Annotated in this window: 42 protein-coding genes and 1 pseudogene; 35 read left to right on the top strand and 8 right to left on the bottom strand. The window is 29.4% G+C overall.

Going from position 1 to position 25,524, the window contains the following annotated elements; genetic code table 4:
• Positions 1 to 6: 6 nt before the first annotated feature.
• The 5 genes from EXC28_RS02095 to EXC28_RS05770 are packed head-to-tail and all read right to left on the bottom strand — an operon-like array spanning position 7 to position 2,649.
• Positions 7 to 546 carry a F0F1 ATP synthase subunit delta gene (locus tag EXC28_RS02095; protein WP_029330377.1) on the bottom strand — a complete coding sequence of 180 codons (540 nt, stop codon included), beginning with the start codon at positions 544 to 546 and terminating at the stop codon, positions 7 to 9.
• Positions 547 to 548: 2 nt separating this feature from the next.
• On the bottom strand, positions 549 to 1,067 hold the full coding sequence (locus tag EXC28_RS02090; protein WP_029330379.1) for a F0F1 ATP synthase subunit B family protein: 519 nt from the start codon (positions 1,065 to 1,067) through the stop codon (positions 549 to 551).
• Between the two features lie 9 nt (positions 1,068 to 1,076).
• Positions 1,077 to 1,373: an ATP synthase subunit C gene (locus EXC28_RS02085; RefSeq protein WP_029330381.1), complete on the bottom strand. Its 297-nt coding sequence runs from the start codon at positions 1,371 to 1,373 to the stop codon at positions 1,077 to 1,079.
• Between the two features lie 15 nt (positions 1,374 to 1,388).
• Entirely contained in the window at positions 1,389 to 2,201 is an 813-nt protein-coding gene (locus EXC28_RS02080) for a F0F1 ATP synthase subunit A (protein ID WP_029330382.1), read from the bottom strand.
• On the bottom strand, positions 2,194 to 2,649 hold the full coding sequence (locus tag EXC28_RS05770) for a hypothetical protein (protein ID WP_029330383.1): 456 nt from the start codon (positions 2,647 to 2,649) through the stop codon (positions 2,194 to 2,196). The genes EXC28_RS02080 and EXC28_RS05770 overlap by 8 nt, the downstream gene beginning before the upstream one ends.
• Before the next feature lie 161 nt (positions 2,650 to 2,810).
• Between EXC28_RS05770 and EXC28_RS02070 the strand changes: the two genes are divergently transcribed.
• On the top strand, positions 2,811 to 3,056 hold the full coding sequence (locus EXC28_RS02070) for a hypothetical protein (RefSeq protein ID WP_051622584.1): 246 nt from the start codon (positions 2,811 to 2,813) through the stop codon (positions 3,054 to 3,056).
• Between the two features lie 47 nt (positions 3,057 to 3,103).
• Here EXC28_RS02070 and rpmE read toward each other — a convergent pair whose 3' ends face one another.
• On the bottom strand, positions 3,104 to 3,322 hold the full coding sequence (rpmE, locus tag EXC28_RS02065) for a 50S ribosomal protein L31 (RefSeq protein ID WP_029330385.1): 219 nt from the start codon (positions 3,320 to 3,322) through the stop codon (positions 3,104 to 3,106).
• Between the two features lie 76 nt (positions 3,323 to 3,398).
• A complete protein-coding gene (locus EXC28_RS02060) occupies positions 3,399 to 5,780 on the bottom strand; it encodes a phosphoketolase family protein (RefSeq protein WP_112541170.1) in 2,382 nt (793 codons plus the stop codon).
• A 352-nt stretch (positions 5,781 to 6,132) separates the two neighbouring features.
• Between EXC28_RS02060 and EXC28_RS05765 the strand changes: the two genes are divergently transcribed.
• From EXC28_RS05765 to rpmF, 31 genes and pseudogenes are all read left to right on the top strand, one after another.
• The gene (locus EXC28_RS05765) at positions 6,133 to 6,801 is read left to right on the top strand and encodes a hypothetical protein (protein WP_129695087.1); all 669 of its coding nucleotides are present in this window, start codon (positions 6,133 to 6,135) and stop codon (positions 6,799 to 6,801) included.
• 386 nt (positions 6,802 to 7,187) lie between these two features.
• Positions 7,188 to 7,484 (top strand): 30S ribosomal protein S10, encoded by a 297-nt coding sequence (gene rpsJ, locus EXC28_RS02050; protein WP_029330391.1) that lies wholly within the window; start codon positions 7,188 to 7,190, stop codon positions 7,482 to 7,484.
• Positions 7,485 to 7,580: 96 nt separating this feature from the next.
• Entirely contained in the window at positions 7,581 to 8,399 is an 819-nt protein-coding gene (gene rplC / locus EXC28_RS02045) for a 50S ribosomal protein L3 (RefSeq protein WP_029330393.1), read from the top strand.
• A gap of 2 nt (positions 8,400 to 8,401) precedes the next feature.
• Positions 8,402 to 9,133: a 50S ribosomal protein L4 gene (gene rplD, locus EXC28_RS02040; protein ID WP_051622586.1), complete on the top strand. Its 732-nt coding sequence runs from the start codon at positions 8,402 to 8,404 to the stop codon at positions 9,131 to 9,133.
• The gene (gene rplW / locus EXC28_RS02035; RefSeq protein WP_029330397.1) at positions 9,133 to 9,555 is read left to right on the top strand and encodes a 50S ribosomal protein L23; all 423 of its coding nucleotides are present in this window, start codon (positions 9,133 to 9,135) and stop codon (positions 9,553 to 9,555) included. Before rplD ends, rplW begins: the two co-directional genes overlap by 1 nt.
• Before the next feature lie 40 nt (positions 9,556 to 9,595).
• Positions 9,596 to 10,441 (top strand): 50S ribosomal protein L2, encoded by an 846-nt coding sequence (gene rplB, locus EXC28_RS02030; protein WP_029330398.1) that lies wholly within the window; start codon positions 9,596 to 9,598, stop codon positions 10,439 to 10,441.
• The gene (gene rpsS / locus EXC28_RS02025) at positions 10,441 to 10,716 is read left to right on the top strand and encodes a 30S ribosomal protein S19 (RefSeq protein WP_029330399.1); all 276 of its coding nucleotides are present in this window, start codon (positions 10,441 to 10,443) and stop codon (positions 10,714 to 10,716) included. The genes rplB and rpsS overlap by 1 nt, the downstream gene beginning before the upstream one ends.
• A 2-nt stretch (positions 10,717 to 10,718) precedes the next feature.
• Positions 10,719 to 11,093, top strand: a pseudogene (gene rplV, locus EXC28_RS03020) (50S ribosomal protein L22); the annotation flags it as partial.
• Positions 11,094 to 11,269: 176 nt separating this feature from the next.
• Positions 11,270 to 11,998 carry a 30S ribosomal protein S3 gene (gene rpsC / locus EXC28_RS02015; RefSeq protein WP_029330401.1) on the top strand — a complete coding sequence of 243 codons (729 nt, stop codon included), beginning with the start codon at positions 11,270 to 11,272 and terminating at the stop codon, positions 11,996 to 11,998.
• Positions 11,976 to 12,407 carry a 50S ribosomal protein L16 gene (gene rplP / locus EXC28_RS02010; protein WP_029330402.1) on the top strand — a complete coding sequence of 144 codons (432 nt, stop codon included), beginning with the start codon at positions 11,976 to 11,978 and terminating at the stop codon, positions 12,405 to 12,407. Before rpsC ends, rplP begins: the two co-directional genes overlap by 23 nt.
• On the top strand, positions 12,407 to 12,610 hold the full coding sequence (rpmC, locus tag EXC28_RS02005; protein WP_029330403.1) for a 50S ribosomal protein L29: 204 nt from the start codon (positions 12,407 to 12,409) through the stop codon (positions 12,608 to 12,610). Before rplP ends, rpmC begins: the two co-directional genes overlap by 1 nt.
• The gene (gene rpsQ / locus EXC28_RS02000; RefSeq protein WP_029330404.1) at positions 12,610 to 12,906 is read left to right on the top strand and encodes a 30S ribosomal protein S17; all 297 of its coding nucleotides are present in this window, start codon (positions 12,610 to 12,612) and stop codon (positions 12,904 to 12,906) included. Before rpmC ends, rpsQ begins: the two co-directional genes overlap by 1 nt.
• On the top strand, positions 12,899 to 13,267 hold the full coding sequence (gene rplN, locus EXC28_RS01995; RefSeq protein WP_029330406.1) for a 50S ribosomal protein L14: 369 nt from the start codon (positions 12,899 to 12,901) through the stop codon (positions 13,265 to 13,267). The genes rpsQ and rplN overlap by 8 nt, the downstream gene beginning before the upstream one ends.
• 1 nt (position 13,268) lies before the next feature.
• Positions 13,269 to 13,604: a 50S ribosomal protein L24 gene (gene rplX, locus EXC28_RS01990; protein ID WP_029330407.1), complete on the top strand. Its 336-nt coding sequence runs from the start codon at positions 13,269 to 13,271 to the stop codon at positions 13,602 to 13,604.
• 12 nt (positions 13,605 to 13,616) lie between these two features.
• Positions 13,617 to 14,165: a 50S ribosomal protein L5 gene (rplE, locus tag EXC28_RS01985; RefSeq protein ID WP_029330409.1), complete on the top strand. Its 549-nt coding sequence runs from the start codon at positions 13,617 to 13,619 to the stop codon at positions 14,163 to 14,165.
• A gap of 13 nt (positions 14,166 to 14,178) precedes the next feature.
• Positions 14,179 to 14,364 carry a type Z 30S ribosomal protein S14 gene (locus EXC28_RS01980; protein ID WP_029330410.1) on the top strand — a complete coding sequence of 62 codons (186 nt, stop codon included), beginning with the start codon at positions 14,179 to 14,181 and terminating at the stop codon, positions 14,362 to 14,364.
• A gap of 2 nt (positions 14,365 to 14,366) precedes the next feature.
• Entirely contained in the window at positions 14,367 to 14,783 is a 417-nt protein-coding gene (gene rpsH, locus EXC28_RS01975) for a 30S ribosomal protein S8 (RefSeq protein ID WP_029330412.1), read from the top strand.
• A 5-nt stretch (positions 14,784 to 14,788) separates the two neighbouring features.
• Entirely contained in the window at positions 14,789 to 15,328 is a 540-nt protein-coding gene (gene rplF / locus EXC28_RS01970; RefSeq protein WP_029330413.1) for a 50S ribosomal protein L6, read from the top strand.
• Positions 15,329 to 15,349: 21 nt separating this feature from the next.
• On the top strand, positions 15,350 to 15,703 hold the full coding sequence (rplR, locus tag EXC28_RS01965; protein WP_029330414.1) for a 50S ribosomal protein L18: 354 nt from the start codon (positions 15,350 to 15,352) through the stop codon (positions 15,701 to 15,703).
• Positions 15,703 to 16,347, top strand: coding sequence for a 30S ribosomal protein S5 (gene rpsE / locus EXC28_RS01960; protein ID WP_029330415.1), 645 nt, complete (start codon positions 15,703 to 15,705; stop codon positions 16,345 to 16,347). The genes rplR and rpsE overlap by 1 nt, the downstream gene beginning before the upstream one ends.
• 32 nt (positions 16,348 to 16,379) lie before the next feature.
• A complete protein-coding gene (gene rplO / locus EXC28_RS01955) occupies positions 16,380 to 16,814 on the top strand; it encodes a 50S ribosomal protein L15 (RefSeq protein ID WP_029330416.1) in 435 nt (144 codons plus the stop codon).
• Positions 16,814 to 18,283, top strand: coding sequence for a preprotein translocase subunit SecY (secY, locus tag EXC28_RS01950; protein WP_029330417.1), 1,470 nt, complete (start codon positions 16,814 to 16,816; stop codon positions 18,281 to 18,283). The genes rplO and secY overlap by 1 nt, the downstream gene beginning before the upstream one ends.
• Complete coding sequence (locus EXC28_RS01945; protein ID WP_029330418.1) at positions 18,277 to 18,981, top strand: adenylate kinase; 705 nt, start codon at positions 18,277 to 18,279, stop codon at positions 18,979 to 18,981. The genes secY and EXC28_RS01945 overlap by 7 nt, the downstream gene beginning before the upstream one ends.
• Positions 18,972 to 19,724 (top strand): type I methionyl aminopeptidase, encoded by a 753-nt coding sequence (gene map / locus EXC28_RS01940; RefSeq protein WP_029330420.1) that lies wholly within the window; start codon positions 18,972 to 18,974, stop codon positions 19,722 to 19,724. The genes EXC28_RS01945 and map overlap by 10 nt, the downstream gene beginning before the upstream one ends.
• Entirely contained in the window at positions 19,724 to 19,939 is a 216-nt protein-coding gene (gene infA / locus EXC28_RS01935) for a translation initiation factor IF-1 (protein ID WP_029330421.1), read from the top strand. The genes map and infA overlap by 1 nt, the downstream gene beginning before the upstream one ends.
• Before the next feature lie 14 nt (positions 19,940 to 19,953).
• Positions 19,954 to 20,067, top strand: a complete 114-nt coding sequence (gene rpmJ, locus EXC28_RS01930; RefSeq protein WP_002881082.1) for a 50S ribosomal protein L36 — start codon at positions 19,954 to 19,956, stop codon at positions 20,065 to 20,067.
• Positions 20,068 to 20,070: 3 nt separating this feature from the next.
• Positions 20,071 to 20,439 (top strand): 30S ribosomal protein S13, encoded by a 369-nt coding sequence (gene rpsM / locus EXC28_RS01925; protein ID WP_029330424.1) that lies wholly within the window; start codon positions 20,071 to 20,073, stop codon positions 20,437 to 20,439.
• Between the two features lie 2 nt (positions 20,440 to 20,441).
• The gene (gene rpsK, locus EXC28_RS01920) at positions 20,442 to 20,819 is read left to right on the top strand and encodes a 30S ribosomal protein S11 (RefSeq protein WP_029330425.1); all 378 of its coding nucleotides are present in this window, start codon (positions 20,442 to 20,444) and stop codon (positions 20,817 to 20,819) included.
• A gap of 18 nt (positions 20,820 to 20,837) precedes the next feature.
• Positions 20,838 to 21,908, top strand: coding sequence for a DNA-directed RNA polymerase subunit alpha (locus tag EXC28_RS01915; RefSeq protein WP_029330426.1), 1,071 nt, complete (start codon positions 20,838 to 20,840; stop codon positions 21,906 to 21,908).
• Positions 21,908 to 22,273: a 50S ribosomal protein L17 gene (rplQ, locus tag EXC28_RS01910; protein WP_029330428.1), complete on the top strand. Its 366-nt coding sequence runs from the start codon at positions 21,908 to 21,910 to the stop codon at positions 22,271 to 22,273. Before EXC28_RS01915 ends, rplQ begins: the two co-directional genes overlap by 1 nt.
• A gap of 47 nt (positions 22,274 to 22,320) precedes the next feature.
• The gene (gene rpmF / locus EXC28_RS01905) at positions 22,321 to 22,518 is read left to right on the top strand and encodes a 50S ribosomal protein L32 (protein ID WP_029330429.1); all 198 of its coding nucleotides are present in this window, start codon (positions 22,321 to 22,323) and stop codon (positions 22,516 to 22,518) included.
• 119 nt (positions 22,519 to 22,637) lie between these two features.
• Here the strand turns inward: rpmF and rpsT are convergent, their stop codons facing one another.
• Entirely contained in the window at positions 22,638 to 22,901 is a 264-nt protein-coding gene (gene rpsT, locus EXC28_RS01900; protein ID WP_029330431.1) for a 30S ribosomal protein S20, read from the bottom strand.
• A gap of 155 nt (positions 22,902 to 23,056) precedes the next feature.
• On the opposite strand from rpsT, the gene EXC28_RS05760 reads away from it, so the two are divergent.
• The 3 genes from EXC28_RS05760 to EXC28_RS05750 all read left to right on the top strand — a co-directional run bounded on the left by EXC28_RS05760 (position 23,057) and on the right by EXC28_RS05750 (position 25,446).
• Positions 23,057 to 23,791, top strand: coding sequence for a YgjP-like metallopeptidase domain-containing protein (locus EXC28_RS05760; protein WP_051622588.1), 735 nt, complete (start codon positions 23,057 to 23,059; stop codon positions 23,789 to 23,791).
• 1 nt (position 23,792) lies between these two features.
• The gene (locus tag EXC28_RS05755; protein WP_029330435.1) at positions 23,793 to 24,488 is read left to right on the top strand and encodes a hypothetical protein; all 696 of its coding nucleotides are present in this window, start codon (positions 23,793 to 23,795) and stop codon (positions 24,486 to 24,488) included.
• Between the two features lie 163 nt (positions 24,489 to 24,651).
• Complete coding sequence (locus EXC28_RS05750) at positions 24,652 to 25,446, top strand: hypothetical protein (RefSeq protein WP_051622590.1); 795 nt, start codon at positions 24,652 to 24,654, stop codon at positions 25,444 to 25,446.
• Positions 25,447 to 25,524 lie beyond the last annotated feature (78 nt).

Below are 25,524 nucleotides of genomic sequence, written 5' to 3'. Positions count from 1 at the left end.
TTCGTTTTATTTATTGTTGATGTATTGTTTTAATTTGTTAATTTGATCAATAATTGAATTTTCAATTACGTAATCTCCAATTTTAATTTTGATTCCAGCAATTAAGCTTTCATCAATTTTGTTGATTAAAACAACCTTTTTGTTTAGTTTCTTTGATAATTTTGTTTCAAATTCTTGAATTTGTTTTTCTTGTAATTCAGTTGCTGTGTAAATTACTCCATGAGTAATATTCATTTTTTGATTAGATAATTCAATAAATTTATGAAAAATATTAATTAAATATTTACCAATGTTTGCTTTTGCAACTAATTTAATAATATTCACTATGTATTCATGATAAAAACTAAAAGCTTCATCAATATATTGATATTTAGTCTTTAAATCAATAACATATGAATTTAGAATTGATAAATAATCTTTATTTTTCTTTAATGTTTGATTGATTTCAACAACTTGTTCAGTTATTGTTTCTAGCACATCTTTTTCATTTGCTAAATCAAAGAGAGCAAATGATCAGTTGTATATTATGTCGTTAAGTTCTTTCATAATTATTTATTTAAAACTTCGTCAATCATTTTTAAATTATCTTTATCTTTGATTTCTCTTTTTAGAATCTTTTTAGCAATTTCAACAGCACTTTCCATAATTATTTTTCTTTGCTCTTTTTCAAATTCTTCATTACGTTTTGCAATCATAACGTTTGCTTGTTCTAGAATCAATTCAGCTTTTTTATTTGCTTCATTTGCTCCTATAGTAACGATTTTTTCACTTTCTGAACGAGCGTTATTTAAAATTTCAGTTGCATGGTTAGTTGCTTGAATTATTTTTCCATCAATTTCTTCGCGAATTTTTAAAGCATCTTCTTTAGCTTTAATTGATTCGTCGATATTGTTTTGGATAAATTCTTTACGTTTTTTTAACATCTTTTTAAGAGGTTTATAAACAAGTAAAGTAATCATTAGTACAACCACACCAAGTGTTAATAGTGAAAACACAAAGTAAGGTCAGTTAAATGATAAACCATCAAATGTTTTAGAAATCTCTTCTGAAATATTCAGATTTTTCATTTTAGTTTTTTAAACGAAGATTAATAGTAATGCAACGATGAATGAATAAATTGATGCCGTTTCAACGATAGCAAGACCAATTAGTAATAGAGAACGTATTTTTGATAGTGCTTCTGGGTTTCTACCAATTGCTTCAACTGCTTTTGCTACTGCAAAACCTTGACCGATTGATGCTAAACCAGCACCCATAATTGCTAAACCAGCACCCACCATTGTTAGTCCATAAGCTAGTGATGCACCAGTTTCTTCTACACCTTTAATTTTTTCTTTGTTAAATAAATTAATAACATTATTTAAATTTTCCATGTTTTACTCCTTAAATTAAGTTAATTGTGTTTTCTTTTGTAAACGTTCTTGACGTTTTTTAATGATTTCTGATTTTCATTCTTTAATTTTTTTCTTGTGTTTTTCTTTGACATCAACTTCACTTGTCTGTGACCAATATGAGACAGTTAGTATCATAAAGACAAAAGCTTGAATTGCTCCAGCGAAAATATCAAAATATAAATTTAAAAATGGTGTTAATAATATTCCGAATGGATTAATTATAGCTCCGGGATGATCATCTGCCACTTTAATGATTCATTTCACTCAAATGGTATTTAAAACTGTGTGAAATAAAGTAATTAATACTATTCCACCAACGATGTTTCCAAACATACGGAATGTTAATGAAATTAATGGTGATGTACTACCGGCAATTTCAAGTGGGTTTAAATATTTCAATAGGAATTTAATTTTTTGGTAAATAATTCCAATGATAAATGTAGTAATTCAAGTAACCATTGTTGCAGCTAATACTACAGATAATGAAGAACCAACAGGTTCCAAACCAAATAGTGAAAGTAAATTTCCGAAAAACATAAAGATAAAAATACTTATAAAATATGGGTTGGCTTTTTGTAAACGATTTTCATGTAAGTCATTGGCGAAATCGTCTGCTGTAGTAATTAGTGATTCAACAATAATAATTCCAACATTTGGTGCCTTATCAACCTTTTGTTTTTTAACTGCAATATAAATTAATATTGAAAGTATAAAAACAATAAATACTAAAGCTATCAAAGTGAAAATATGATTCTTTGTTACTTCATTCGGACCAAAACTACTAATATTTCCAATAATTTTATCCATATAATCCTTTCTGATAATTTGATTTATAGATGTGTTCTTGAATTACGACGAATACAACACTAATTAAGAACAATAAATATGGTGTTGTAAAAGTAATCATATTAAACGGGTACAAACCAATGTTAGTATCTAGTGAATAATGATTTTTTATATAATAGTTTAAACCAATAAAAATGCTAATAATTCCGAATTTTAAGATGTTTATTAAAACAATAAATAGAATCAAAATTGTTTTGGTTGTTTTTATTTGTTTTTCTAAATTCTTTTTATATAGAGATTTTCTGATTATTAAGAACATTAAAACTATAAAAATAACAGCAAACAAGCCAGCGAAATAGCCGGCTATTAATGAAACGTTAATTTTTGCAATTGATGTATATATCAAAATTGCGAAAATATTTAATAATAGATATCAAATTAATAGATTTTTATTGAAAATGTTTTTCATATTAAACTCACGGTTATAAAATAACCTTTTTAATTATAAACCTTTTTAAATTTATGTTATTGTATTTTTAATACTATAAAAATAGTATTAGTTTCCTAAATTTTTCCTATTTTCATTTTCAAAAATATGTTTATATTTATCATTGAAATTAAAGGAGGAAAATGCATAATTTAAAAATTTTAAGTAATGAAAAGAAAAGAGATATTCAAGCAGGTTTTGCAGCAACAACAATTAGTTCTATTTTAAGTTTTATTCCAACCGGAATATCAATTGTTTCATCAATTATTGGTGCTATTAAATCATTAACTTCAGCAAAAGCGGAAATTAAAACTAAAGATTTTTCATATAAATGAGATCAATCAGTTGAACCAATGCAATTTACAAGTTCTGTCCATTATTGCCGTTAAAAAATAAAAAACCAGTCTTAATTTAATAATGACTGGTTTTATTATTACTATTTAGCAGTATTTTTAGATTTTTCTAATATCTTATTAAATCTTTCAACACGTCCACGTGCTTTAACGGTTGAACGATCTCCTGTATAGAAGGCATGACAATTAGAACATACATCTAAAGAAATTTTTTCTGCTGTAGATCCAAATTCGTGTTCAGCACCACATGAAGTACATGTTGCTTTAACTACTTTATATTGTGGATGAATGTCTTTTTTCATATATGCTCCTATTAATAGTTTGTATATTTGTTAATTAACTTGAAAATATTTTACCACAATTTTCAAAATTTGTATCTTATTTTAAAGGTTTAAGATTTTCTCATTTTCAGTCAATGATTTCTGGTAAATCATAACCAAATTCACGAATGTAAGCGGTGTGTTTTTTCACCATTGCATCCATTTCGTTCATAAATGAAATTCCTTTGTCTCCAAGTGCTTTTTCAATTGCATCTTTAGCAATGTGGAAACGATCCATTTCACTTAATTGACGAATGTCAAAGCTTGTTGTGATATCTCCATTTTCTCTATATCCATGGACAACTAGATTTCTGTTTGCTCTGTTAAAGAAGATATCTCTAATTAAACCTTCGTATCCGTGGAATGCAAAGATAACTGGTTTATCTTTAGTGAATACTTTGTTGAATTCTTCATCAGAAATTCCACGTGGATCAATGCTTGGGTGTCTTAGTTTTAGTAAATCTAAAACGTTTACAAATCTAATTTTTAGAGTTGGGAATGCTTTATTAACTAATGAAATTGCCGCTAATGTTTCTAAGTTTGGTTCTACCCCAGAAGCAACGAATACTAAATCTGGTTCTTCATTAATTGAAACGTTTGAAGCTCAATCAATAACTTTGTAACCTTTTTCAACCATTTCTTTCGCTTCTGCAACTGAATAGAATTGATCTCTTGGTTGTTTTGAAGCAACAATTAGGTTAATAACATTTCTTTCGGCAAATGATTTTTCCATACATGCTAATAAACAGTTTGTATCAGCAGGTAGGTATTCTCTAATTAATTCGGGTCTTTTATCAGCTAAGTGACCTAAAATCCCTGGATCTTGGTGAGTATAACCATTGTGATCCTGTTGGAATGCAGTTGATGTTGCAATTACGTTTAGAGAAGGGAAATCAGCTCTTCATGGCAATTCAAGTGATTTCTTCATTCATTTCATATGTTGAGTTAACATTGAGTCAATAACTCTTAAGAATGATTCATAACTTGCAAAAATTCCATGACGACCTGTAATTACATAACCTTCAAGGAAACCTTCTGCTTGGTGTTCAGATAGTTGTGAGTCAATAACTCTACCTTCTGGTGACATTCATTCATCTAATTTAGTGTCATATGGTTCTAGTCATTGTCTTTTTGTTACATTGAATACATCATACATTCTGTTTGATTTAGTTTCATCTGGTCCGAAGATTCTGAAATTGTCTTTGTTTAAGGTAATTAATTGGGTAAATCATTTGCATAATTGAACCATATCTTGGTTTTTAATTGAACCAGGTTTATCGAATTTTAGGGCAAATTCTTCTCAGTTTCCTAGATTTAGCACACGTGGATTAATTCCACCGTTGGTAATAGGATGCATTGCCATTCTTTTATTACCTTTTGGCGCTAATGCTTGAATTTCTTCTAAAATTCTTCCGTTTTCATCAAATAATTCTTCTGGTTTATATGATCTTAGTCAATCTTCTAATTTATCAACATGTTTCATATTTAAACCGCTTACTGGAATTGGAACTTGGTGCGCTCTGAAACCGCCTTCAACTGCTTCACCATTTCATTCTTTTGGTCCAGTTCAACCTTTTGGTGTTCTAACAAGTAAAACAGGTCAGTTTGGTCTTTTTGCTTCACTTGCAGGTTTTTTTCTTGCTTCTGTTTGGATGGCAAGAATTTTTTCAATTGCTTCATCTAATTTTGAAGCCATAATTTTATGCATTTCTATTGGGTCACTACCTTCAACGAAAATTGGATCTCATCCAGCTCCCATGAAGTAATTCTTTAGTTCGGCATCAGATTTTCTAGCTAAAATGGTTGGGTTTGAAATTTTTCCACCATTTAAATGAAGAATAGGTAATACAGCCCCATCATTTACTGGGTTGATGAATGCGTTTGAGAATCAACCAGCACATAGTGGACCAGTTTCTGCTTCTCCATCCCCGATAACAGTTGCAGCAATTACATTAGGGTTATCTAAAATCGCACCTGTTGCGTGGCTTAATGCATATCCAAGTTCGCCACCTTCGTGAATTGAACCGGGTGTTTCAGGTGCAGCGTGACTTGCTGTTCCACCAGGGAATGAGAATCTTTTAAACATTTTCTTCATTCCTTCTTCATTTTGTGAGATTTCTGGGTAGATTTCTGAATATGAACCATCTAGATATGAGTTTGAAATCATAACTTGTCCACCGTGTCCGGGACCTTCGATGTAAAACATTTCTAGATCGTATTTGTTAATAACTCTATTTAAGTGTGTGTAAATAAAGTTTTGTCCAGGAATTGTTCCTCAGTGACCGATTGGATATAATTTAACGTCATCAGCGGTTAATGGTTTTCTTAGCAAAGGATTGTTTCTTAAGTAAATTTGTCCAACGCTAATATAGTTAGCCGCTCTAAATCATTTATCCATTAAATTAAAATATTCTTGTGTATCAAAAATATTTTTTTTCATTTTTCACCTCTTATTAAATTATTGTTTTTGTAAATTATCTTAAAACGTTTTTAATATATTAAAAAATAACGTATATTAATTTTACCCTAACTTTATTTAAAAATACAATTTTATTTTATTATTGTGAGTTATCTATTGGAATTATTGTCATTTTTCGGTTTTAGAAATAAAGGTTAAATTATTATTTATAATAATTATATTTGAATAAAATAGATATTATTACAACGGGGAGAGATAAATGAATAATTCTTATTTTAGTTTTACAAACGATTTATCTTTTAATAAAAGCCGGAATAAAAAAATACATTATATTTTAAATATTTCGTCATTTATTTTAATAGTAATTTTTGGAATGACAAATTTTATATATGGTTTAAAAAATTCTTTGTTTTTAGAAGCAAATATTATCATCAATAAAGGCATTAATACATTGATACCATGAATAATTATTTCAATAATTTCAATACTTTCATTATTGATAATTGGAATACTAAATTATTTATTAAAATGTAATGATAAAAATTCAATAAATAAATTCAATGCTAATTGAATAAAAACTATTGTATTTGTGTCATTTTTTGCGTTTGTAATTTCATTTTTAATGGTGATTTTTCCATCACAATTTAATGAATTTATTGGAAATATTTTAGTTGTTACAAATGCATTTTTACTTGTTAATATTTTAAGTGTTTGATTTGTTTTAATGAACAATACAAATCAAGAAATATTAGTTAAAACTAATGTAGTTAAATATTACAAAATTGATTCAATCGTAAGACAAATTTTTATATTCTTAACTGCAGTAATTTTATTTACAATGTTGTTTATTGAAATTATTAGTCAATCTGGAAATTTCTCATACTTTTTGTTTTACGCTATATTATTTATTCCTATTGTGTTATTAGTTGTTTTTTGAATTACTCAAATAATTTATGCTTTCATAGTTTTAAGAAAAACAACACCTCAAAAACCTTGAATCGTTTTATTAACAATTGGTTTTTATAACCCAGTTTTAAAATAACTTCTCAAATTTTTTAAAAAAGAGAATGATTAAATTAGTTTTAATCTCTTCACAATGTTTAATGATATATCCTCTTTATTTACAAAAAATAGAGAGGATTTTTTTAAAAAATCATTTTTTAATAATTCAGGATATTTTAAAGAAAGAAAACATAAATGAACTTATTAAGGTCAAAATTTTTAAAATCATTTTAATTTTTAGGTCATTTCTGCCCCTTTTATAAATAAAAAATATAAATTTATGTAAAAAAAATCTATTTTGATATAATTGAAAACGCAACTACAATAATGAAACATAAGGTTATGGTATTCCGAGCTTAGTTGTTCATCTCGGATATCAACAATTTATGTGGATTAAGTTCATATTAAGAACAAGGAGAACAAACAATGGATTTAAATATTAAAATTAAATCTTTCGATGCATATCAAGTTGATGATGCGGCAAAAAAAATTATTGCACTTGCTAAAAGTGAAAAAGTTAAATTTGCTGGTCCAATTCCTTTACCAACACATAAAGAAATTATCACCATCTTGAGATCAGTACACGTTAATAAAAAATCACGTGAACAATTCGAAAGTAGAACACACTCACGTTTAATCGTATTAAAAGACGTGACACCTACATTGGTTGATAAAGCAAAAAGATTTGAATTACCAGCTGGTGTACAAATCAACATTAAATAGTTCTGTTGAAAACAGACTTTTGTTTTTTAAAAGCGATTATTAAATATTGCTTTTAAAAACGTTAAAAATAACAAAAAATAACTTGAAAGGAAAATCATGAAAGGAATCTTAGGAAGAAAAGTTGGAATGACTCAACTATTTACATCTAACGGTAATTTAATTCCTGTTACAATCGTTGAAGTTAAACCAAATGTTGTTACTAAAGTTTTGACTAATGAAAAAAATGGGTATGTTGCAACTCAATTATCATTAGAAGACAAAAAGAAATCAACAATCAAAAAACCTGAAATTAACTATTTCAAACAAGCTAACACAACACCTAAGCGCTTCGTTAAAGAAATCCGTAATATGTCTGGATATAACTTAGGTGATACTATTGATGCCTCATTATTTGAAGCAGGAGAAATAGTAGACGTTACAGCTATATCAAAAGGAAAAGGATTTGCTGGAACCATTAAGAGATGAAACCAACACATTGGTCCTAAATCTCACGGTGGTGGTGGTGGATCACAACCTATTAGACAAACAGGTTCTATTGGTGACATTTCTGGAAACAGAGTATGAAAAGGTATGACAATGCCTGGTCACCTTGGAGCAGAACAAGTTACAATTCAAAACTTAGAAATTGTTAAAGAAGATAAAGAAAACAATATGTTAGTAATCAAAGGAAGCGTTCCTGGTGCTAAAGGTGCTTTATTAGTTATTAAGAAGGCAAGAAAAACATCAGTTAAAAAACAACCAATTGAATTACTAAACTTAAAAGAAGCTTTATTGAAAAACGAAATGTTTGAACAAGCTAAAAAATACAATGCTGATTTAAACATGGAAATGTCAGTTAAAGAAATGAAAGCAGTTTTAGATGAAGCTATTGCTAAACACGAAGCTGAATTAGCACAAAACGAAGGAGACAAATAATTATGGAAGAAGCTAAAAAATCAACAACCGTAAAGAAAACTCCTGCTAAGAAAGTAGCAACAACAAAATCAACTAAAACTGTTAAAACAACAATTTCAAAAAATGAATTACCTGAAGTAAAGAAAACTTCATCAACAACAAAAGTTGCAGTTGATGTTAAATTACCAAGCACAGTTTTCGGTTTAAAACAAATTTACACACAAGCAATTTTTGATGCAATTTTATCAGAAAGAGCTTCAAGACGTTTCTCAACTCACAAAACTAAATCAAGAGGTGAAGTAAGCGGTAGTGGTAAAAAACCATGAAGACAAAAAGGTACTGGTAATGCCAGAGCTGGTTCATTAAGAAGCCCTATTTTCGTTGGTGGTGGAAAAGTATTTGGACCAACAACTGCAAGAAATTACAACTTAAAAATCAATAAAAAAGCTAGAAAAAATGCTTTATTCTCAGCATTAACATTACTAGCAAACGACAAAGCTGTTATGGTTAAAGAATACAATTTAACAGCTCCAAAAACAAAAGAATTATTAATGCAATTAGCACAAGATAATTTAGCATTATTAAACTATGTATTAATCGTTTCTGATAACGAAAACGTATTTAAATCAGCAAACAATTTACCAAACGTTCACGTAACTAAAGTTACATCACTATCAGTTGAACAATTAATCGCTGCTGATGTAATTGTAATGAGTGAAAAAGACGTTAAATATCTAGAAGGGATGGCTAAATAATGAATGTTAATGAAGTAATTAAATATCCAATTTTGACTGAAAAATCAGAAATTTCTAGATCAACAAATAACGTTTATACATTCGCTGTTGACAGACGTTGCAACAAAATCGAAGTTAAAAAAGCTGTTGAATACATTTTTGATGTAAAAGTGGAAAAAGTAAACATTATGAACTACGATAAAAAACCTGCTAAATTAGGTAGATATCAAGGTTTCAAAAACGCAGTTAAAAAAGCTGTTGTTTACTTAACACAAGATTCAAAAATCTTCTTATTCGCAGAAGAAGCAGAAGCTGCTAAAAAAGAATCACACAAAGAAAAAGAAGCTGAAAAAGAAGTTAAATCTGTTGAATTAACAGAAGCAGAAAAGAAAGCTGCTGAAAAAATCGCCAAAAAAGCTTCAACTAAAAAATCAGAAAAATAATCTTAAAAGATAACAATATTTTTAAGAAGGGAAAATTATTATGGCTATTAAAAAGTTTAAAGCATATACCAATGGTCGCCGTAATATGTCGTCTCTTGATTATAAAGCAAACTTATCAGGACACAAACCTGAAAAATCTTTATTAGTTGTACTTCCAAATAATTCAGGAAGAAACAACCAAGGGAAAATCACAACCCGTCACCACGGTGGTAGATTAAAGAGATTTTATCGTTTAATTGACTTCAAAAGAAATAAAGATAATATCCCTGCTATCGTTAAAACTATTGAATACGATCCAAACAGATCAGCAAACATTTCATTAGTTGCTTACAAAGACGGTGAAAAAAGATATATTATTAGTCCAAATGGTATTAAATTAGGACAAGAAATTATTTCAGGAGAAAACGTAGATATTCAAATCGGTAACTCATTACCATTGAAAAACATCCCTGAAGGTACATTTGTACACAACATTGAATTACAACCAAAACAAGGTGGAATTGTTGCTCGTTCAGCTGGTTCATCTGCACAAATTTTAGGTAAAGATGAAACAGGTAAATACATCATTCTAAGACTAAAATCAGGTGAAGTTAGAAAATTCTTAGGTGTATGTAGAGCAACCATTGGTGAAGTTGGTAATGCAGAACACTCACTTGTAAATATTGGTAAAGCCGGTAGAAATAGATTAAAAGGAATTAGACCTACAGTTAGAGGTAGTGCTATGAACCCTAATGATCACCCACATGGTGGTGGTGAAGGTCACCAACCTATCGGTAGAAAAAGTCCTATGACACCTTGAGGTAAAAAAGCTCTTGGTGTGAAAACAAGAAGAACAAAGAAAGCTTCAAATCAATTTATTATTAGAAGAAGAAAGGATAATAAATAATGGCACGTTCATTAAAAAAAGCACCATTTGTTGATGAACACTTAATGAAAAAAGTTGTTGCAATTATTGAAGGTAAAGCACCAAAACGTCCAATTAAAACTTGATCAAGACGTTCAACTATTTACCCAGATTTCGTTGGTTTAACATTCCAAGTGCACAACGGAAAAGTATTCATTGATGTATTCGTTACAAATGATATGGTTGGTCATAAATTAGGAGAATTTGCACCTACAAGATACTTCACTGGTCACGGTGCTGATAAAGGTAAAAAATAATTATGAAATCAACACACGAAGTTTTAAACAAAACAGTTAAAGCATCAGTTAAGATGCAAAGAATTAGTGCAAGAAAAGCAAGATTAGTAGCTGATTTAATTCGTTATAAATCAACCACACAAGCTTTAATTATTCTTCACAACACCAACAAAAAAGCTGCTCCAATTCTTCTAAAATTATTAAATTCAGCAATTGCTAACGCAACAAACAACAATGGTTTGAACGCAACTAAGTTATACATTACAAAACTTCTTGTAAATGAAGGACCTACTTTAAAAAGATACCAACCACACTCACAAGGAAGAGCATACCAAATTCTAAAAAGAACATCACATTTCTACATCGAAGTTTCTGAATTGGCTTCAGGTGATGAATTAATCAACATGATTGAAGAAGAAGCTAAAGAAGAAAAAACTGTTGAGACAAAACCAGAAAAGAAGACAACAAAATCTACTAGTTCAAAAGAAAGTTCAAAATCAACAGCTAAAACTACTGCAAAAAAATCAACCAGTACAACCAAAAAAACAACAACTAAAAGTAAAGGAGACAAATAATGGGTCAAAAAGTTAATCCAAATGGTTTTCGTTATGGTATTACTAAACCACATAACACCACTTGATATGCTGACAAACAACAATTTGCTTCTTTATTATTAGAAGATCAAAAAATTTACGATTTTCTTGATAAAAAAGTTCGTGAATTATTAATTGGTAAAGTACAAATTAAAAGAGATCAATCAGGACATATCTTTGTATATGTTTATACAGCAAAACCAGCAGCAGTTTTAGGTACAAATGGCGAAAACATTAAAGCCCTAACATTGGGTATTCAAAAAGCGATTAAAAACAAAAATGCTAAATTAAGTATCGAAGTTATCGAACTTAAAAAACCAGAAATTAATGCAAGATTATTAGCAGAAGAAATTGCAATTAAATTAGAAAACCGTGGAAGCTTCAGATTAGCACAAAAATTTGCTATCAGAACAGCAATGAAAGCTGGAGCTAAAGGTATTAAAACCTCTGTATCAGGACGTTTAAATGGTGTTGATATGGCCAGAACCGAAGGATATACAGAAGGTGAAATGAAACTTCACACCTTAAGACAAAACGTTGACTATGCAGTTACAACTGCAAAAACAACGTATGGTATTTTAGGGGTTAAAGTATGAGTTTCATTAGGCGAAATTTTAACCGATGTTAAAGAAGAAGCTATTGAAGAAAAACCTGTAAGAAAAGCAACAAGAAAAGGTGGTGACGAACATGCTTCAACCAAAAAGAACTAAACACAGAAAAATGTTCCGTATTCGTCACGACAAAACCAAAGCATCAAGAAATAACACAGTAACATTTGGTGAATTTGGATTAAAATCAACTTCTTCAAACTGAATTAGTGCAAGACAAATCGAAGCTGCCCGTATTGCGATTACTAGACGTATGGGACGTGAAGGAAAAGTTATTATTAAAATTTTCCCACACATGTCAAAAACCTCTAAACCAATTGGTGTACGTATGGGATCAGGTAAAGGTGCTCCAGATGAATGATTTGCAGTAGTTAAAGAAGGAACAGTGATGTTTGAAGTACAAGGAAACACTGTAGATACAATGAAAGACGCCTTAAGATTAGGTGGACACAAATTACCAGTAACATGAAAAATCGTAGCTAAAGAAACAACAGAAAGTGAGGCTAAATAATGTCTTATACAGATTTATCTAAAAAATCAGTTAAAGAATTAAATGAATTATTAGCTGAACTAAAAGCTGAATTATTTGCTCTACGTTTTAAAAACGCAACAAGACAATTAGACCAAACCCATAAAATCAACTTAGTTAAAAAAGATATTGCTAGAACATTAACAGCATTAAACATGAAAAAAAATGAAAAGGAAGTTAAATAATGGAAGCACAAATTAGAGAAAACCACCGTAAAACTCTTGTTGGGACTGTTGTAAGTACTAAAAACAACAAGACAATTACTGTTTTAGTGGAAACATACGAAAAACACCCATTATATTCAAAACGTTTCAAAAAATCAAAGAAATTTGCTGTACATGACGAAAGAAATGAAGCAAAAGTTGGAGATTTTGTAAAAATTCAAGAAACTCGTCCTTTATCAAAAACCAAACACTTCAGATTAGTTGAAATTAAATCACATGCAGTAGAAGCTATTGAAGAGGTAGAACTAAATGCTTAGAGAATTTTCAAGATGTAATGTAGCTGATAACTCAGGTGCAAAAGAAGTTATGGTTATTAAAAACCTAGGTGGATCATTAGTAAGAAGTACAAACATCGGTGATGTTGTAGTTGTTACTGTTAAAAAAGCGATTCCAACTGGTGTTGTTAAAGAAGGTCAAGTATTAAAAGCTGTTATTGTTAGAACAAAAAGAGGACTAAGAAGAGAAAATGGATCATACATTAAATTCGATGATAATGCAGTTGTATTAATCAAAGAAGATGGTTCATTAAGAGGAACACGGGTATTTGGACCTGTTGCTAGAGAATTAAGAGATAAAGGATATACAAAAATTATTTCTTTAGCTCCGGAGGTTTTATAAAATGGCTCAAGCAAAAATTAAGAAAAATGATATGGTTTTAATCTTATCTGGTAATTCAAAGGGTAAATACGGTGCTGTTATTGCAACTGACGTTAAAAAACAAACAGTTACAGTAAAAGACGTTAATATCAAAGTAAAACACCACAAACCTTCTCAAGAAAACCAACAAGGAAAAATTGAGAAAAAAGAATATCCAATTCATGTATCAAAAGTTGCTTATTTACTTAAAAAAGGTGCACAAGGTCAACCATCAGTTGGCACAAAAATTGGTTTTAAAGTTGATGCTAAATCAAACAAAAAACAAAGACTTATGAGAAAGGTAAACAAAACAGTTTAATAGGGAGAGTATATGAAATCAGCATTAGAATTAAAATACTTAAACGAAATTCGTCCAGAACTTGTTAAAGAATTTAACTATTCATCAGTTATGCAAGCTCCTAGAATTGTTAAAATCGTTATCAACATGACAGCTGGTAATGAAGTATCTAACTCAAAAGCCATTGAAGAAGTTATGACTGAATTAACTCAAATTACAGGTCAAAAACCATATCAAACAGTTGCTAAAAAATCATTAGCATCATGAAAATTACGTGAAGGTATGCCAATGGGAGGTAAAGTTACATTAAGACGTGATAGAGCATGATCATTCTTAACTAAATTAATTGAAGTAGCTCTACCTCGTGTGCGTGACTTTAACGGAATTAGTACCAAGAGCTTTGACGGTAGAGGTAACTACGCTTTAGGTATTAAAGAAGAAATTATTTTCCCTGAAATTAGTTTTGACAAAATTCGTAAATTAAAGGGAATGGATGTAATTATTGTAACCAATGCAAAATCAGATAAAGAAGCGTTTGCTTTATTGAAACACTTAGGAATGCCATTTACCAAGGCACAATAGAAAGGATTAATGTATGGCAAGAAAAGCATTAATGGTTAAAGCTGAACGCGAACCAAAATTTGGTGTAAGAAAATACACAAGATGTCAAATTTGTGGAAGAGTTCATGCAGTTTTAAGAAAATACAAAATTTGTCGTATTTGTTTTAGAGAATTAGCACACGAAGGAAAAATTCCTGGCGTTAAGAAAGCGAGTTGATAATCATGGCTATTATTACAGATCCAATAGCAGATATGTTTGTTAGAATGAAAAATGCAATTTCAAGAAAATATCACGAAGTTGTATTACCACACTCAAACAAAAAAGAAGAAATTCTAGCAATTATTAAAAAAGAAGGTTACATTGTAGATTATGAAGTGTTACAACCATCTGAATCAAACCACTTCAAACAATTGAAAATAACCTTAAAATACAAAGGTTTAAACCAAAACCAATCTGCAATTTCAGGTATTAAAAGAGTTTCAAAACCAGGATTAAAAGTATATTCATCAGCAGAAAAATTACCAAGAGTATTAAGCGGTTTTGGTACAGCAATTATTTCAACATCAAAAGGTTTATTAACTGATAAAGAAGCTAGAAAGGCAAATGTTGGCGGCGAAGTTGTTGCTTTCATTTGATAGTTATTATGTCTAGAATTGGTAGAAGAATTTTAGAAATCCCTAAAGGCGTTGAAGTATCTTTAAACCAAAATACAATTACTGTTTCAGGTAAATTAGGAAAACTTGAATATACATTCTCTAAATTAATCGATGTTGTAGTTGAAAATAATGAAATTAAAACTTTAAGACAAAACGAAGAAAAAAGTACAAAACAATTGCATGGAACCACAAACGCATTAATCAAAAACATGTTAATTGGTGTTTCAGAAGGTTACAAAAAAGAAATCGAAATCAAAGGGGTTGGTTATAAAGCAACTCTTAAAGGAACAGAAATTGAAATTATTGCTGGTTATTCACACCCTGTGATGATTTCAGTTCCAAGCAACTTAAAAGTTGAAGTTCCAAAACCTACAAATATCGTTATTTCAGGTATTGATAAACAAGCAGTTGGTGAATTTGCAGCTAATGTAAGAAAAATTAGAAAACCAAGTCCTTATTCAGGAAAAGGTATTATGTATAAAGATGAAGTTGTACGTCGTAAAGAAGGAAAGACTGCTTCTAAGTAGTTTAATTTAAGGAGAAAATTTATGTTATCAAGAAATTTAAAACGTAAAGCAAAACACTTAAAAATTAGAAATAAATTAGCACAAGGAAGTGCTGAAACTCCACGTGTATGTGTATATAAATCATTACACAATTTCTATGCTCAAGCAGTTAACGATGCAACTCATACAACATTAGTTTCTTCATCAACACACAACTTACCAAGCGATATTAAAGGAAATAACATTGCATCAGTAAAATTAGTTGCTAAAGAATTTGCTCAATTACTAAAAGCTAAAAAAATTACAAAAATCGTCTTTGACAGATCAGGTTACATTTATCACGGAAAATTAGCAGCATTTTGCGAAGTATTAAGAGAAGAAGGGATTAAATTCTAATGGCCGAAGAACTAAAGAAAAAAGAAGCTGTTAAAGAAGTTAAATCTTCTGCAACCAAAGTTGTAGCAGCTGTTAAATCAACCGAAGATAAAGAAAAGAAACAACCCGCTGTTAAACCAGTACGTAAAGCAAAACAATTCACTCCTAAAACAACCGCTCCTGTTCAACAATTTGAAGAAAAAGTTGTTGACATTGCCAGAGTTACAACTGTTGTTAAGGGTGGAAGAAGATTTTCATTCTCTGCATACGTTGTAGTTGGAGATAAAAAAGGAAAAGTTGGTTTTGGACACGGTAAAGCAAACGAAGTACAAGACGCAATTAAAAAAGCAATTAAAGATGCACAAAAAAATATTATCGTTGTTCCAATCGTAAATGGAACAATTCCACATGAAATCCAAGAAAAATTCTTAGCATCAAAAGTACAACTACGTCCAGCACCTAAAGGAGCAGGGATCATTGCTTCAGGAACTGTACGTGCTGTTGTTGAATTAGCTGGTTATACAGATATTTCAACCAAAACTTATGGTTCAAGAACTAAACAAAACATTGTTCAAGCTACTGTAAATGCCCTTAAAAAAGTTAAAACTGCAGACGAAATTGCTAAATTACGTGATATTGACGTAAAACATTTACTTTCTAAATAATCATTAATAAGAAATAAGAAAGGAAAAAATTTATGGAATTACATAATTTAAAACCAACCGCAGGTTCAAGAAAAGAAAAACACCGTGTTGGTAGAGGACATGCAGCAGGAAAAGGAAAACAAGCAGGTAGAGGACAATCAGGTCAAACCAAAAGATCAACAGTTAGATTAGGATTTGAAGGTGGACAAAACCCATTATTCAGAAGAATTCCAAAACGTGGATTTAACAACGTAAACCACGTGGAATACCAAGTTGTGAACCTAGAACAACTTGAAAGAGTTTATAAAGCAAACGAAATTGTTTCATACGAAACTCTTGCATCACACAATTTAATTAAAGGTTCATTACCTGTAAAAATCTTAGGTAAAGGAACACTAACTAAAAAATTAAATGTACAAATTCCTACACTTTCACAAAGTGCTAAAGAAGCAATTGAAAAAGTTGGAGGAAAAATCGAGGTTAAATAATGGCTAAATCAACAAAACTAAGTAAAAAACAACGTCATGATAAAAGTGAAAGAAAACTTGCAATTGACAAGTTTATCAACAATAATCGTAACTCTTGAAACGAATGATGAAAAAACCATGATTTATTCAAGAAGATTTTATTCACGTTAGCTATCGTTGTAGTTTTCTTAGCGGCTGGAACAATAACAATTCCAGGTGTTAACTTAGTCAATAAAGATAAATTAAACCAAGGTGATTTTATCGGGATATTAAACTTAGTTGGTGGTGGGGGAATTAGAAATTTCTCTATCGTTGCATTAGGAATAAGTCCGTTTATTTCCGCTAGTTTAGTGATGATGATTTTACAAACGAAGGCATTTCCTGCTATTCATCGTTTGAGTCAATCAGGGCCACAAGGAAGGATTAAAATTAATTTAATTACCTTCCTTTTCACCTTTATTTTCGCAATTGTACAATCGTTATTACTAACAAGAGCATTAATCAATCCTAAACAAGGTTTCGGGATTAGATTTGCTGAAGAAATTAATACCATTTTAGGTCCAAAAGGTCACCAAATTTATGGATACTTTATCCTACCTACGATTTTAATTGCTGGTTCATTCTTTGCTCTATTTTTATCAGAACAAATTACCAACAAAGGTGTTGGGAATGGAACTAGTATCTTAATTTTTGTTGGAATTGCAAGTAATTTAATTCCAACATTCAAACACGCTTTCGAATTCTTCGTACCAAGCTCTTCAAAAGATTTTGTTGTATTGAAAGAAATAATTGAATTTTGCGTATATCTATTAGGTTATGGATTGACAATATTAATTGTTATTATCTTTACCATCGCTGAAAGACGTATTCCAATTCAACAAGTTGGTGCTGGTCTTTCTAAAAACGAAAAGGAACTTAGTTTTCTACCAATTAAAGCAAATCCTGCCGGAATTATGAGTGTAATCTTCGCTTTAATGGTTTTATCTGTTCCAACAATGATTGCTAATGTAATGGACCCCAATACATCCAAATATTACAATTGAGTATATAGCAATCTTCAATTAACGCAACCTCTAGGTTTTCTATTGTTTATTCTGATTACATTTGGATTAACTATTTTATTAGGAATTCAACAATCAAGAATTGACAAGATTTCCGAAGATTTTGCAAAAAATAGTACATTCATTCCTGGTATTCGTCCAGGAGAACAAACAGAAAGTTATCTTTTAGATTCAGTTATCAGATTATCATTGTTTTCATCAATCTATTTAATTATTTTAGGTGGTATTACTTACGTTGAACAAATGTTGGGTATGCCTGCATCTATTTCGTTTGGTGGAACTTCAATAATGATTCTTGTATCAACTGCTTATGAAACTGTTCAACAAGTGAAAGCAAGATATAAATCGCAAGAATTATCAAGAAGAAGAAGAATGATTCGTGAATTAAAAGAAATGTATGGAGAGGAAGAAGAAGATTTAATATGATAGCTAAATGTCAAAAAAATAAAAGCTGTTGTAATAGCAATGAAAACCAATACCCTAATATCATTTTTCTAGGTGCGCCTGGCGCTGGAAAAGGTTCAATTGCTACTAGAATAGTTAAAGTCTATGGTTATTATCAATTATCTACTGGTGAAATGTTTAGAGAAGAAATTGCTAACAAAACACCATTAGGTTTAGAAATTAAATCAATTCTTGATTCGGGTAAATATGTTGATGATTCTTTAACTAATCGTTTAGTTGAAGCAAAAGTATCTGAATTAGTTAAACAAAAACAACCATTTATTTTAGATGGTTATCCACGTACCCTTGAACAAGCTAATTTCCTTAAATCACTTGAATCAAAGGGTATTAATATTGGAAAAGTTATTTTATTAAACATTACAAGTGATCAGGTTATTGAACGTCTATCAAAACGTAGAATATGCTCTGAATGTAAAAAGATTTATCACCTTGAATTTAATCCACCCAAAGATGAAAACGTTTGTGATAAATGCGGTGGAGCAATTATTAAACGTTTAGATGACGAACCTGAAGTTATTAAAAAACGTTTGGCAATCTATTCAGAACAAACTAAATGCTTGATTGATTACTACAATGACATGAAAATATTAAGTGAAGTAAATGGTTATCAAGAATACGAAAAAGTGTATAGTGACGTACAGAAGGCTTTAAAATGATCATAATCAAATCACAATACGAGATTGAAAAGATCAAAAAAGCATGTTCTATCTTGGCAGAAGTGAAAACAATTGTTTATAACTTCATAAGACCAGGCGTTTCTTTAAAAGAAATTGATAGCGTCGCTTTTAAAGAAATAAGAAAAAGAGGTGCTAAACCAGCGTTTTTAGGACAATATGGATTTCCTAATACCTGTTGTATCTCGGTAAACGAAGAATTAATCCATGGAATTCCTAGCGATTATGTCGTTAAAGACGGCGATATTGTAAAAATTGACATGGGAGCTATTTGAGATGGTTATTATTCAGACTCCGCTTTTACTAAAGGAGTAGGAAATATAACGCAAGAAGATAAGAAATTAATTCAAGTAGCTAAAGACGCTTTCTATGCGGGTTTTAATGCAATAGAAGTTGGCAAACGCATAGGAGATATTTCATATGCGATTGGTTCATATATTAAAAGCCAAGGCTTTTATACCCCTGATGAATACTGCGGACACGGAATTGGTAAATCATTACATGAAGATCCGTATGTATTTAACGATGGATTACCAAACAGTGGTCCAATTATTCGAAATGGGATGGTAATTTGCATTGAACCTATGATCTTACAAAAATCAAAGAATGTAGCGATTAAAAAAGATGAATGAACTGTCTATGACCCATTAGGTTATAACACAGCACATTATGAACAAACAGTCTTAATTGATAACAATCAAGCCTACATTCTATCAGGAGATAATATTTAATGGCAAAAGACGCAATTAAAATGACTGGAAAAATTCTAAAAATGCATTCTTCAAAAGATTACGATGTATTATTGGATAATGGCATCGAAATTAAAGCATTTATCTCAGGAAAAATGTCATTTCATAACATTAAAATGATTCCAGGAGACGTTGTAGATGTGGAATTAAGTCCATATGACATGACTAAAGGAAGAATTGTTTTTAGACATAAATAATAAGGAGAATAAAAATGAAAGTTAGAGCTTCAATTAAGCGTATTTGCAAAGATTGTAAAATCATTAAAAGACACGGTGTTAATAGAGTAATTTGCATCAACCCAAAACACAAACAAAGACAAGGATAAAATATGGCTAGAATTTTAAATATTGAAATTCCAAATAATAAAAGAGTAATTATTTCATTAACTTATATTTATGGAATTGGAAGATCAACAGCGCATGAAATCTTAAAGAATGTAAATGTTGATGAAAATAAAAGAGTTAAAGATTTAAGCGAAGAAGAATTAACACGTATCAGAGATGAAGCTAAAAAATACACCACAGAAGGTGATTTAAGAAGAGAAGTTAACTTAAACATTAAAAGATTAATGGAAATTAAATCATACCGTGGAATTAGACACAGAAAAGGCCTACCAGTTCGTGGTCAATCAACTAAGAAAAACGCCAGAACAAGAAAAGGCCCAAGAAAAACAATTGCAGGAAAGAAAGGTAAATAATAATGGCTAAGAAAAATAAAAAAGTTATTACTCAAGGTTTAGCACATATTCACTCAACCTATCAAAATACCATTGTTTCATTTACTGACTTAAACGGTAATGTATTTGCATGAAGTTCATCAGGAGCAATTGGATACAAGGGTACTAAAAAGAAAACCCCTTATGCAGCTGGTTTAGCTGCTGCAAATGCTTTAGAAAAAGCAAAAGAATTTGGTTTAAAAGAGGTTTCAATTTTTGTTAAAGGTGTTGGTCCTGGAAAATCAACAGCTAGAAAACAAATTGAAACATGTGGTTTCTTAACAATTAAAGAAGTGAAAGATGTAACACCTACTCCACACAACGGAACACGTCCTCCAAAGAAAATTCTTAAAAGAGCATAATAAATAGTGGGAGAAAATATGGAAAAAATTCAAAAAATAGCATACAAAGAATTGGTATCAGAAAAAATCAGCGATTTTGACACAACTTTTGTCATTGAACCTTTAATGAGAGGTTATGCCAATACATTAGGAACTGTTATTCGTAGAACATTGTTATCATCAATTACCTCAACAGCACCTTTTGCGATTAAAATTAACAACGTAGAACACGAATTTGAAACACTACCTGGTATTAGAGAAGACGTTATTACCTTAGTTGCAAACATTAGAAAAATTCGTTTCACATACGAACCTGAAATCTTTGGTAAAGATAATTTAGTAAAAATTTCTTTCAAATCAACTGAATCAGGTGATGTATATGCAAGTCATATTGATGAACCACGTGGTTTAGAGATTGTTAATAAAGATCAATATATTTGTTCAATTAGCGAAAATGGTTCACTAGAATTTGATTTATTTTTAAGAACCGGTAGAGGATATATTGATTTTGAAGAAAATAAAACTTTAATTGAAGAATATGGTCCAAAACTAGAATCTAAAATCAAAAAAGGTCAAATTCTAGCAATGGATAGTGACTTCAGTCCTGTTGTTAAATGCGGAATTTTCTGTGAAGAGTTAAACACTACATCAAAAAACATTGATGAAAGATTAAAAATTCACTTAATTACAGATGGAACTGTTTTAGCGAAAGACGCTATGTATCAAGCTGCACAAATTATTGTTGCTCATTTCCAAATTATCGGTAATATTGATGCACTTGAAACATTAAAATTATTTGATGATGCAAAAGATAAAAAGAAAGAAATAGCAAAAATTTCATTACCAATTGAAAAATTAAATTTAACCATAAGAAGTTTAAATGCTTTAAGAAGAGCAAACTACAACACTATTGATGAACTTTTAAAATTAAATGAAGAAGAATTATCAAACATCAAGAATTTAGGTAAAAAATCAGTTCAAGATATCATTGATAAATTAGCTGAATGAAAAGAAAGACATCAAAACGATGATTATTCAGATTTAGCTGATGATATAAACCATGAAAATGTAAATGATGATTCAGATACTAATGAAGAAGGAGAAGAATAATGGCAAATCCAAAACAAGTATTTCGTAGAAACACTGAATGATGAAACCATGTGGAAAGATCATTAGTTACCGATCTATTAATTCATGGTGAAATCAAAACCACTTTAGAAAGAGCTAAAAGAATTAAACCACAAGCTGAAAAAATGATTACTTTAGGTAAAGCAAACACCTTAGCAAGCCGTAGACAAGCTTTAAAATACTTAAGATTAATTGATTCAAACGTTGCAGGTAAAAACTCAGTACAATATTTATTTGACGTTGTAGCACCAAAATACAAAGAAAGAAATGGTGGTTATACAAGAATTATTAAAATTTCTAACCGCCAAGGTGACAACGCTAAAATGGCTATTATTCAACTAGTTTAAGATTGAATAATCTTGATTAAAACATTCATTTTAATAAAGGAGATAAAATGGCTATAGTACCAAAGAGAAAAACCTCTAAACAAAGAAAACACTTACGTAGATCACACCACGCTTTAACAGCAACAACAGTTGTTGAATGTCAAAATTGCAAACAATCAATTATTCCTCACACAGCATGTCAATTCTGTGGATTTTACAAAGGTAAAAAAGTTATTAAAGAATCATTAAACGATAAAATCAAATAATTAATAATTAATCGGCATTCATTTGTAATGTCGATTTTTTATATACATTTTAAATCATAAAAGAGTATAAAAAAATAAGCTTGGATAATAAGCTTATTTAATTAAAATAAAGTGATTGATTAATTATTATTTTTAGCAATAAATGCGTCTAAACGGCTAGCTTTTCTTGCACCATTGTTTGCATGTAGAACACCTTTTGAAACTGCTTTATCAATTTCGTGGTGAGCTTTAGCTTGTAATTCAGCTGTTTTAGGATCTTTTAATTCAGCAGCCTTTCTTGCTTTTTTGATTGCTGTTCTTACAGCTGATTTAATTGCAGAATTACGTGCATTAGCTTTTTCGTTAGATAATATTGCTTTTTGTTTTGATTTAATGTTTGCCATTCTTTTGCCTTTCTTGCTATCTCTAATAATTTAGCATTTAATATTTTACTAAAATAACAAAAATTTTCTTATATAAAAGATAATTTTTTATATATTAATCAATAATAACATAATTTAAACATTTTTTTACATTTAGATCATTATAATATTAACTAATGAAAACAAGTAATTCTTTTCTCAAAATTAATTATGACAATCAAGAATTTTTAATTGAAGTTATTTACACAAATAATAAAAATATTTATATGCTTTTTAAAGAAAATCGTTTTATTTTAAAAACGAATACCCCAGATTTATCTAAAGCAGAAATTCAAAATTTTATTTATAAAAGTATTAAAAACCTTCTTTTAAAAAAACATGATAAACCATCATTAGAAATTAATAAAGCACAATGTGAATTTTGAATGTTAGGTAATCTATATTCATACCAATTTATCAATTATTCAATTGTGATTACAAACAAATTTAATAATTCAATAGAAATTATTAAATGTCCAAATGAAAAACGAATTATTGATAATTTATGAAATTATATAAAGCATAAATTAAGTGAAAAAATTGATTTGTGTATTAAGAATTATTTTTTATTAAAACCGCAGTTTAAAATACCTAATTTAAAATACAAAATATTAAATAAAAAAACCGCTTGAGGCACTGCTTATCCTAGTAAGTCATTAATTACGTTTTCTAAATATCTAGGCTTGTTTTCATTTGAATATATCCAATATGTTGTGTTTCATGAACTAACTCATTTTATACATCCAAATCATTCATCTAAATTTTGATATGATTTAAAAGAGTTAATAAAAAATTGTAAAATTATACGTAAAAAATTAAACAATCACGAATTTAATATCAATGGTCCAACAAATGAAAGGAGAATATCTTAAAATGCATTTAAAAGACGTTTTATTAGAAACAACCAACGAAGCTACTATGAATAGTGAGCCAAATTTAGATAATAAATTTAAAACCGCAATTATCGTCGGAATTATATGTACGATATTAACTATTCTATTAATATCATTAATTATTTATTTAATTAAAAGAAAGTATAAAAACAATAATCAAGAGGTTGAGTTGTTTCAAGAGAAGATCACTAATGAATTAAAAGAATTCAGCAGTAATTACAATTTAACTTTCTTTGAAAAACAAACTTTGACATTAAATAAGAAAAATAAAGTTAGATTTAATATACCTAATGCTATTGTTTCTCAATATGGAATATTATTTGTAGAACCGATTTATTCTAATAATGAAAACATTGAAGCTAATTGCGTTTCAAGAACGTGAATTCGTCATCATAAAAAAAGAGATATTCAGTTTCCTAACCCATTGTTAAATTTAAATAGTACCATTAAGAACTTTTCATTAATTATTTCTGATGGTATTCCAGTTGTTGGCTTATATATTATCGATAGTTCAATGGAAAAAATTGAATTGTACAACCAACCGCAGCATATTGTTTTCGCTGATTCTATTGACTTAAAAACCACTCTTAAGAACATCTTTATTGAATTGAAAAAGCAATTAGAGAAACCAATAGATATCAATGTTATCGTTCAACAAATAATGGACGCAAAATAAAAAAACAATCAAATTCAATATAAAAAACAAATTAAAATAGAAAAATAATTATATTTTCAACGTTTTTCAATAGAAAAAGCATGAAAATATATTTTTTATTTTTCTTTTTTTGCTAAAATAAGTTTATTAAATATTTAATAAACATAAAAGGAGAACATAAATAATGGCTCAACAAGAAAAATCAATCTTAGAAAAATACTATATTTCAGAAAAGGTTGACCACGAAACAAACACAATAACCTTTAGCTTCAAAAAAGCAAAACAAGCACGCTCTCTATCATATGATGAATTTTTAGATGCTTTATCTGAATACATCAGAGTGAGTGAAATTTCAAGTAATGATACAAGAGTATGATTCCACCGTGAAGGTGCATACAGAGGTAGTGTTAACTTAGAAAAAGCTAAAGTTATTATGGAAAGACTAACTCAAAACACTGTTAAAAAAGAAGAAGTTATTACATACTTAGAAAAAGAAGATTTAGTTGACAAACCAGCTCCTAAAAAGAGTGCTAAAGTTGAAGAAGAAATCAAAGAATGTTCAACAAAAGAAGAATCTTCTTGCTGTGAATCTTCATGCGAAGTTAAAGAAGACTCATGCTGCTGTGAATTAAATTCATTAGCTTCATTAGTTAAATTCCATATCGAAGATATTCAAAACAGAGACGCTTACAACATTGGTGCAAAAGACATTAAAGCTGAATTAGAAGGCTACGATGTTGAAATCATCAAAGTTAATGAAAACAATAAAGGTTTAGATGTTCACTACATTATTAAAAAAGGTGAAATGGAATCATTACCATCAATGAAAACTCTACACGGTTTTAAATCAGAATTTGGTTCAAAATCAGTTGTTAAAGAAAACATTTCTAAAGGTTTCTGAGCACTAGTAGTTATTTTAATTCTTCTAATTATTACTAACGTAGTATTAATTGCATTACGTGCAACTAGTGTTATTTAGTAGCTAATTTAATTCCACTCCGTTAGGGAGTGGTTTTTTATATTAACTCACTTCATATTTATAATTATTGTATAATTA

This window comes from Metamycoplasma cloacale (genome assembly GCF_900660735.1).
Lineage (GTDB): Bacteria > Bacillota_I > Bacilli_A > Mycoplasmatales > Metamycoplasmataceae > Metamycoplasma > Metamycoplasma cloacale.
Note: the sequence above shows the minus strand (reverse complement) of the source record. Positions and strands in the feature narration are given on the sequence as shown.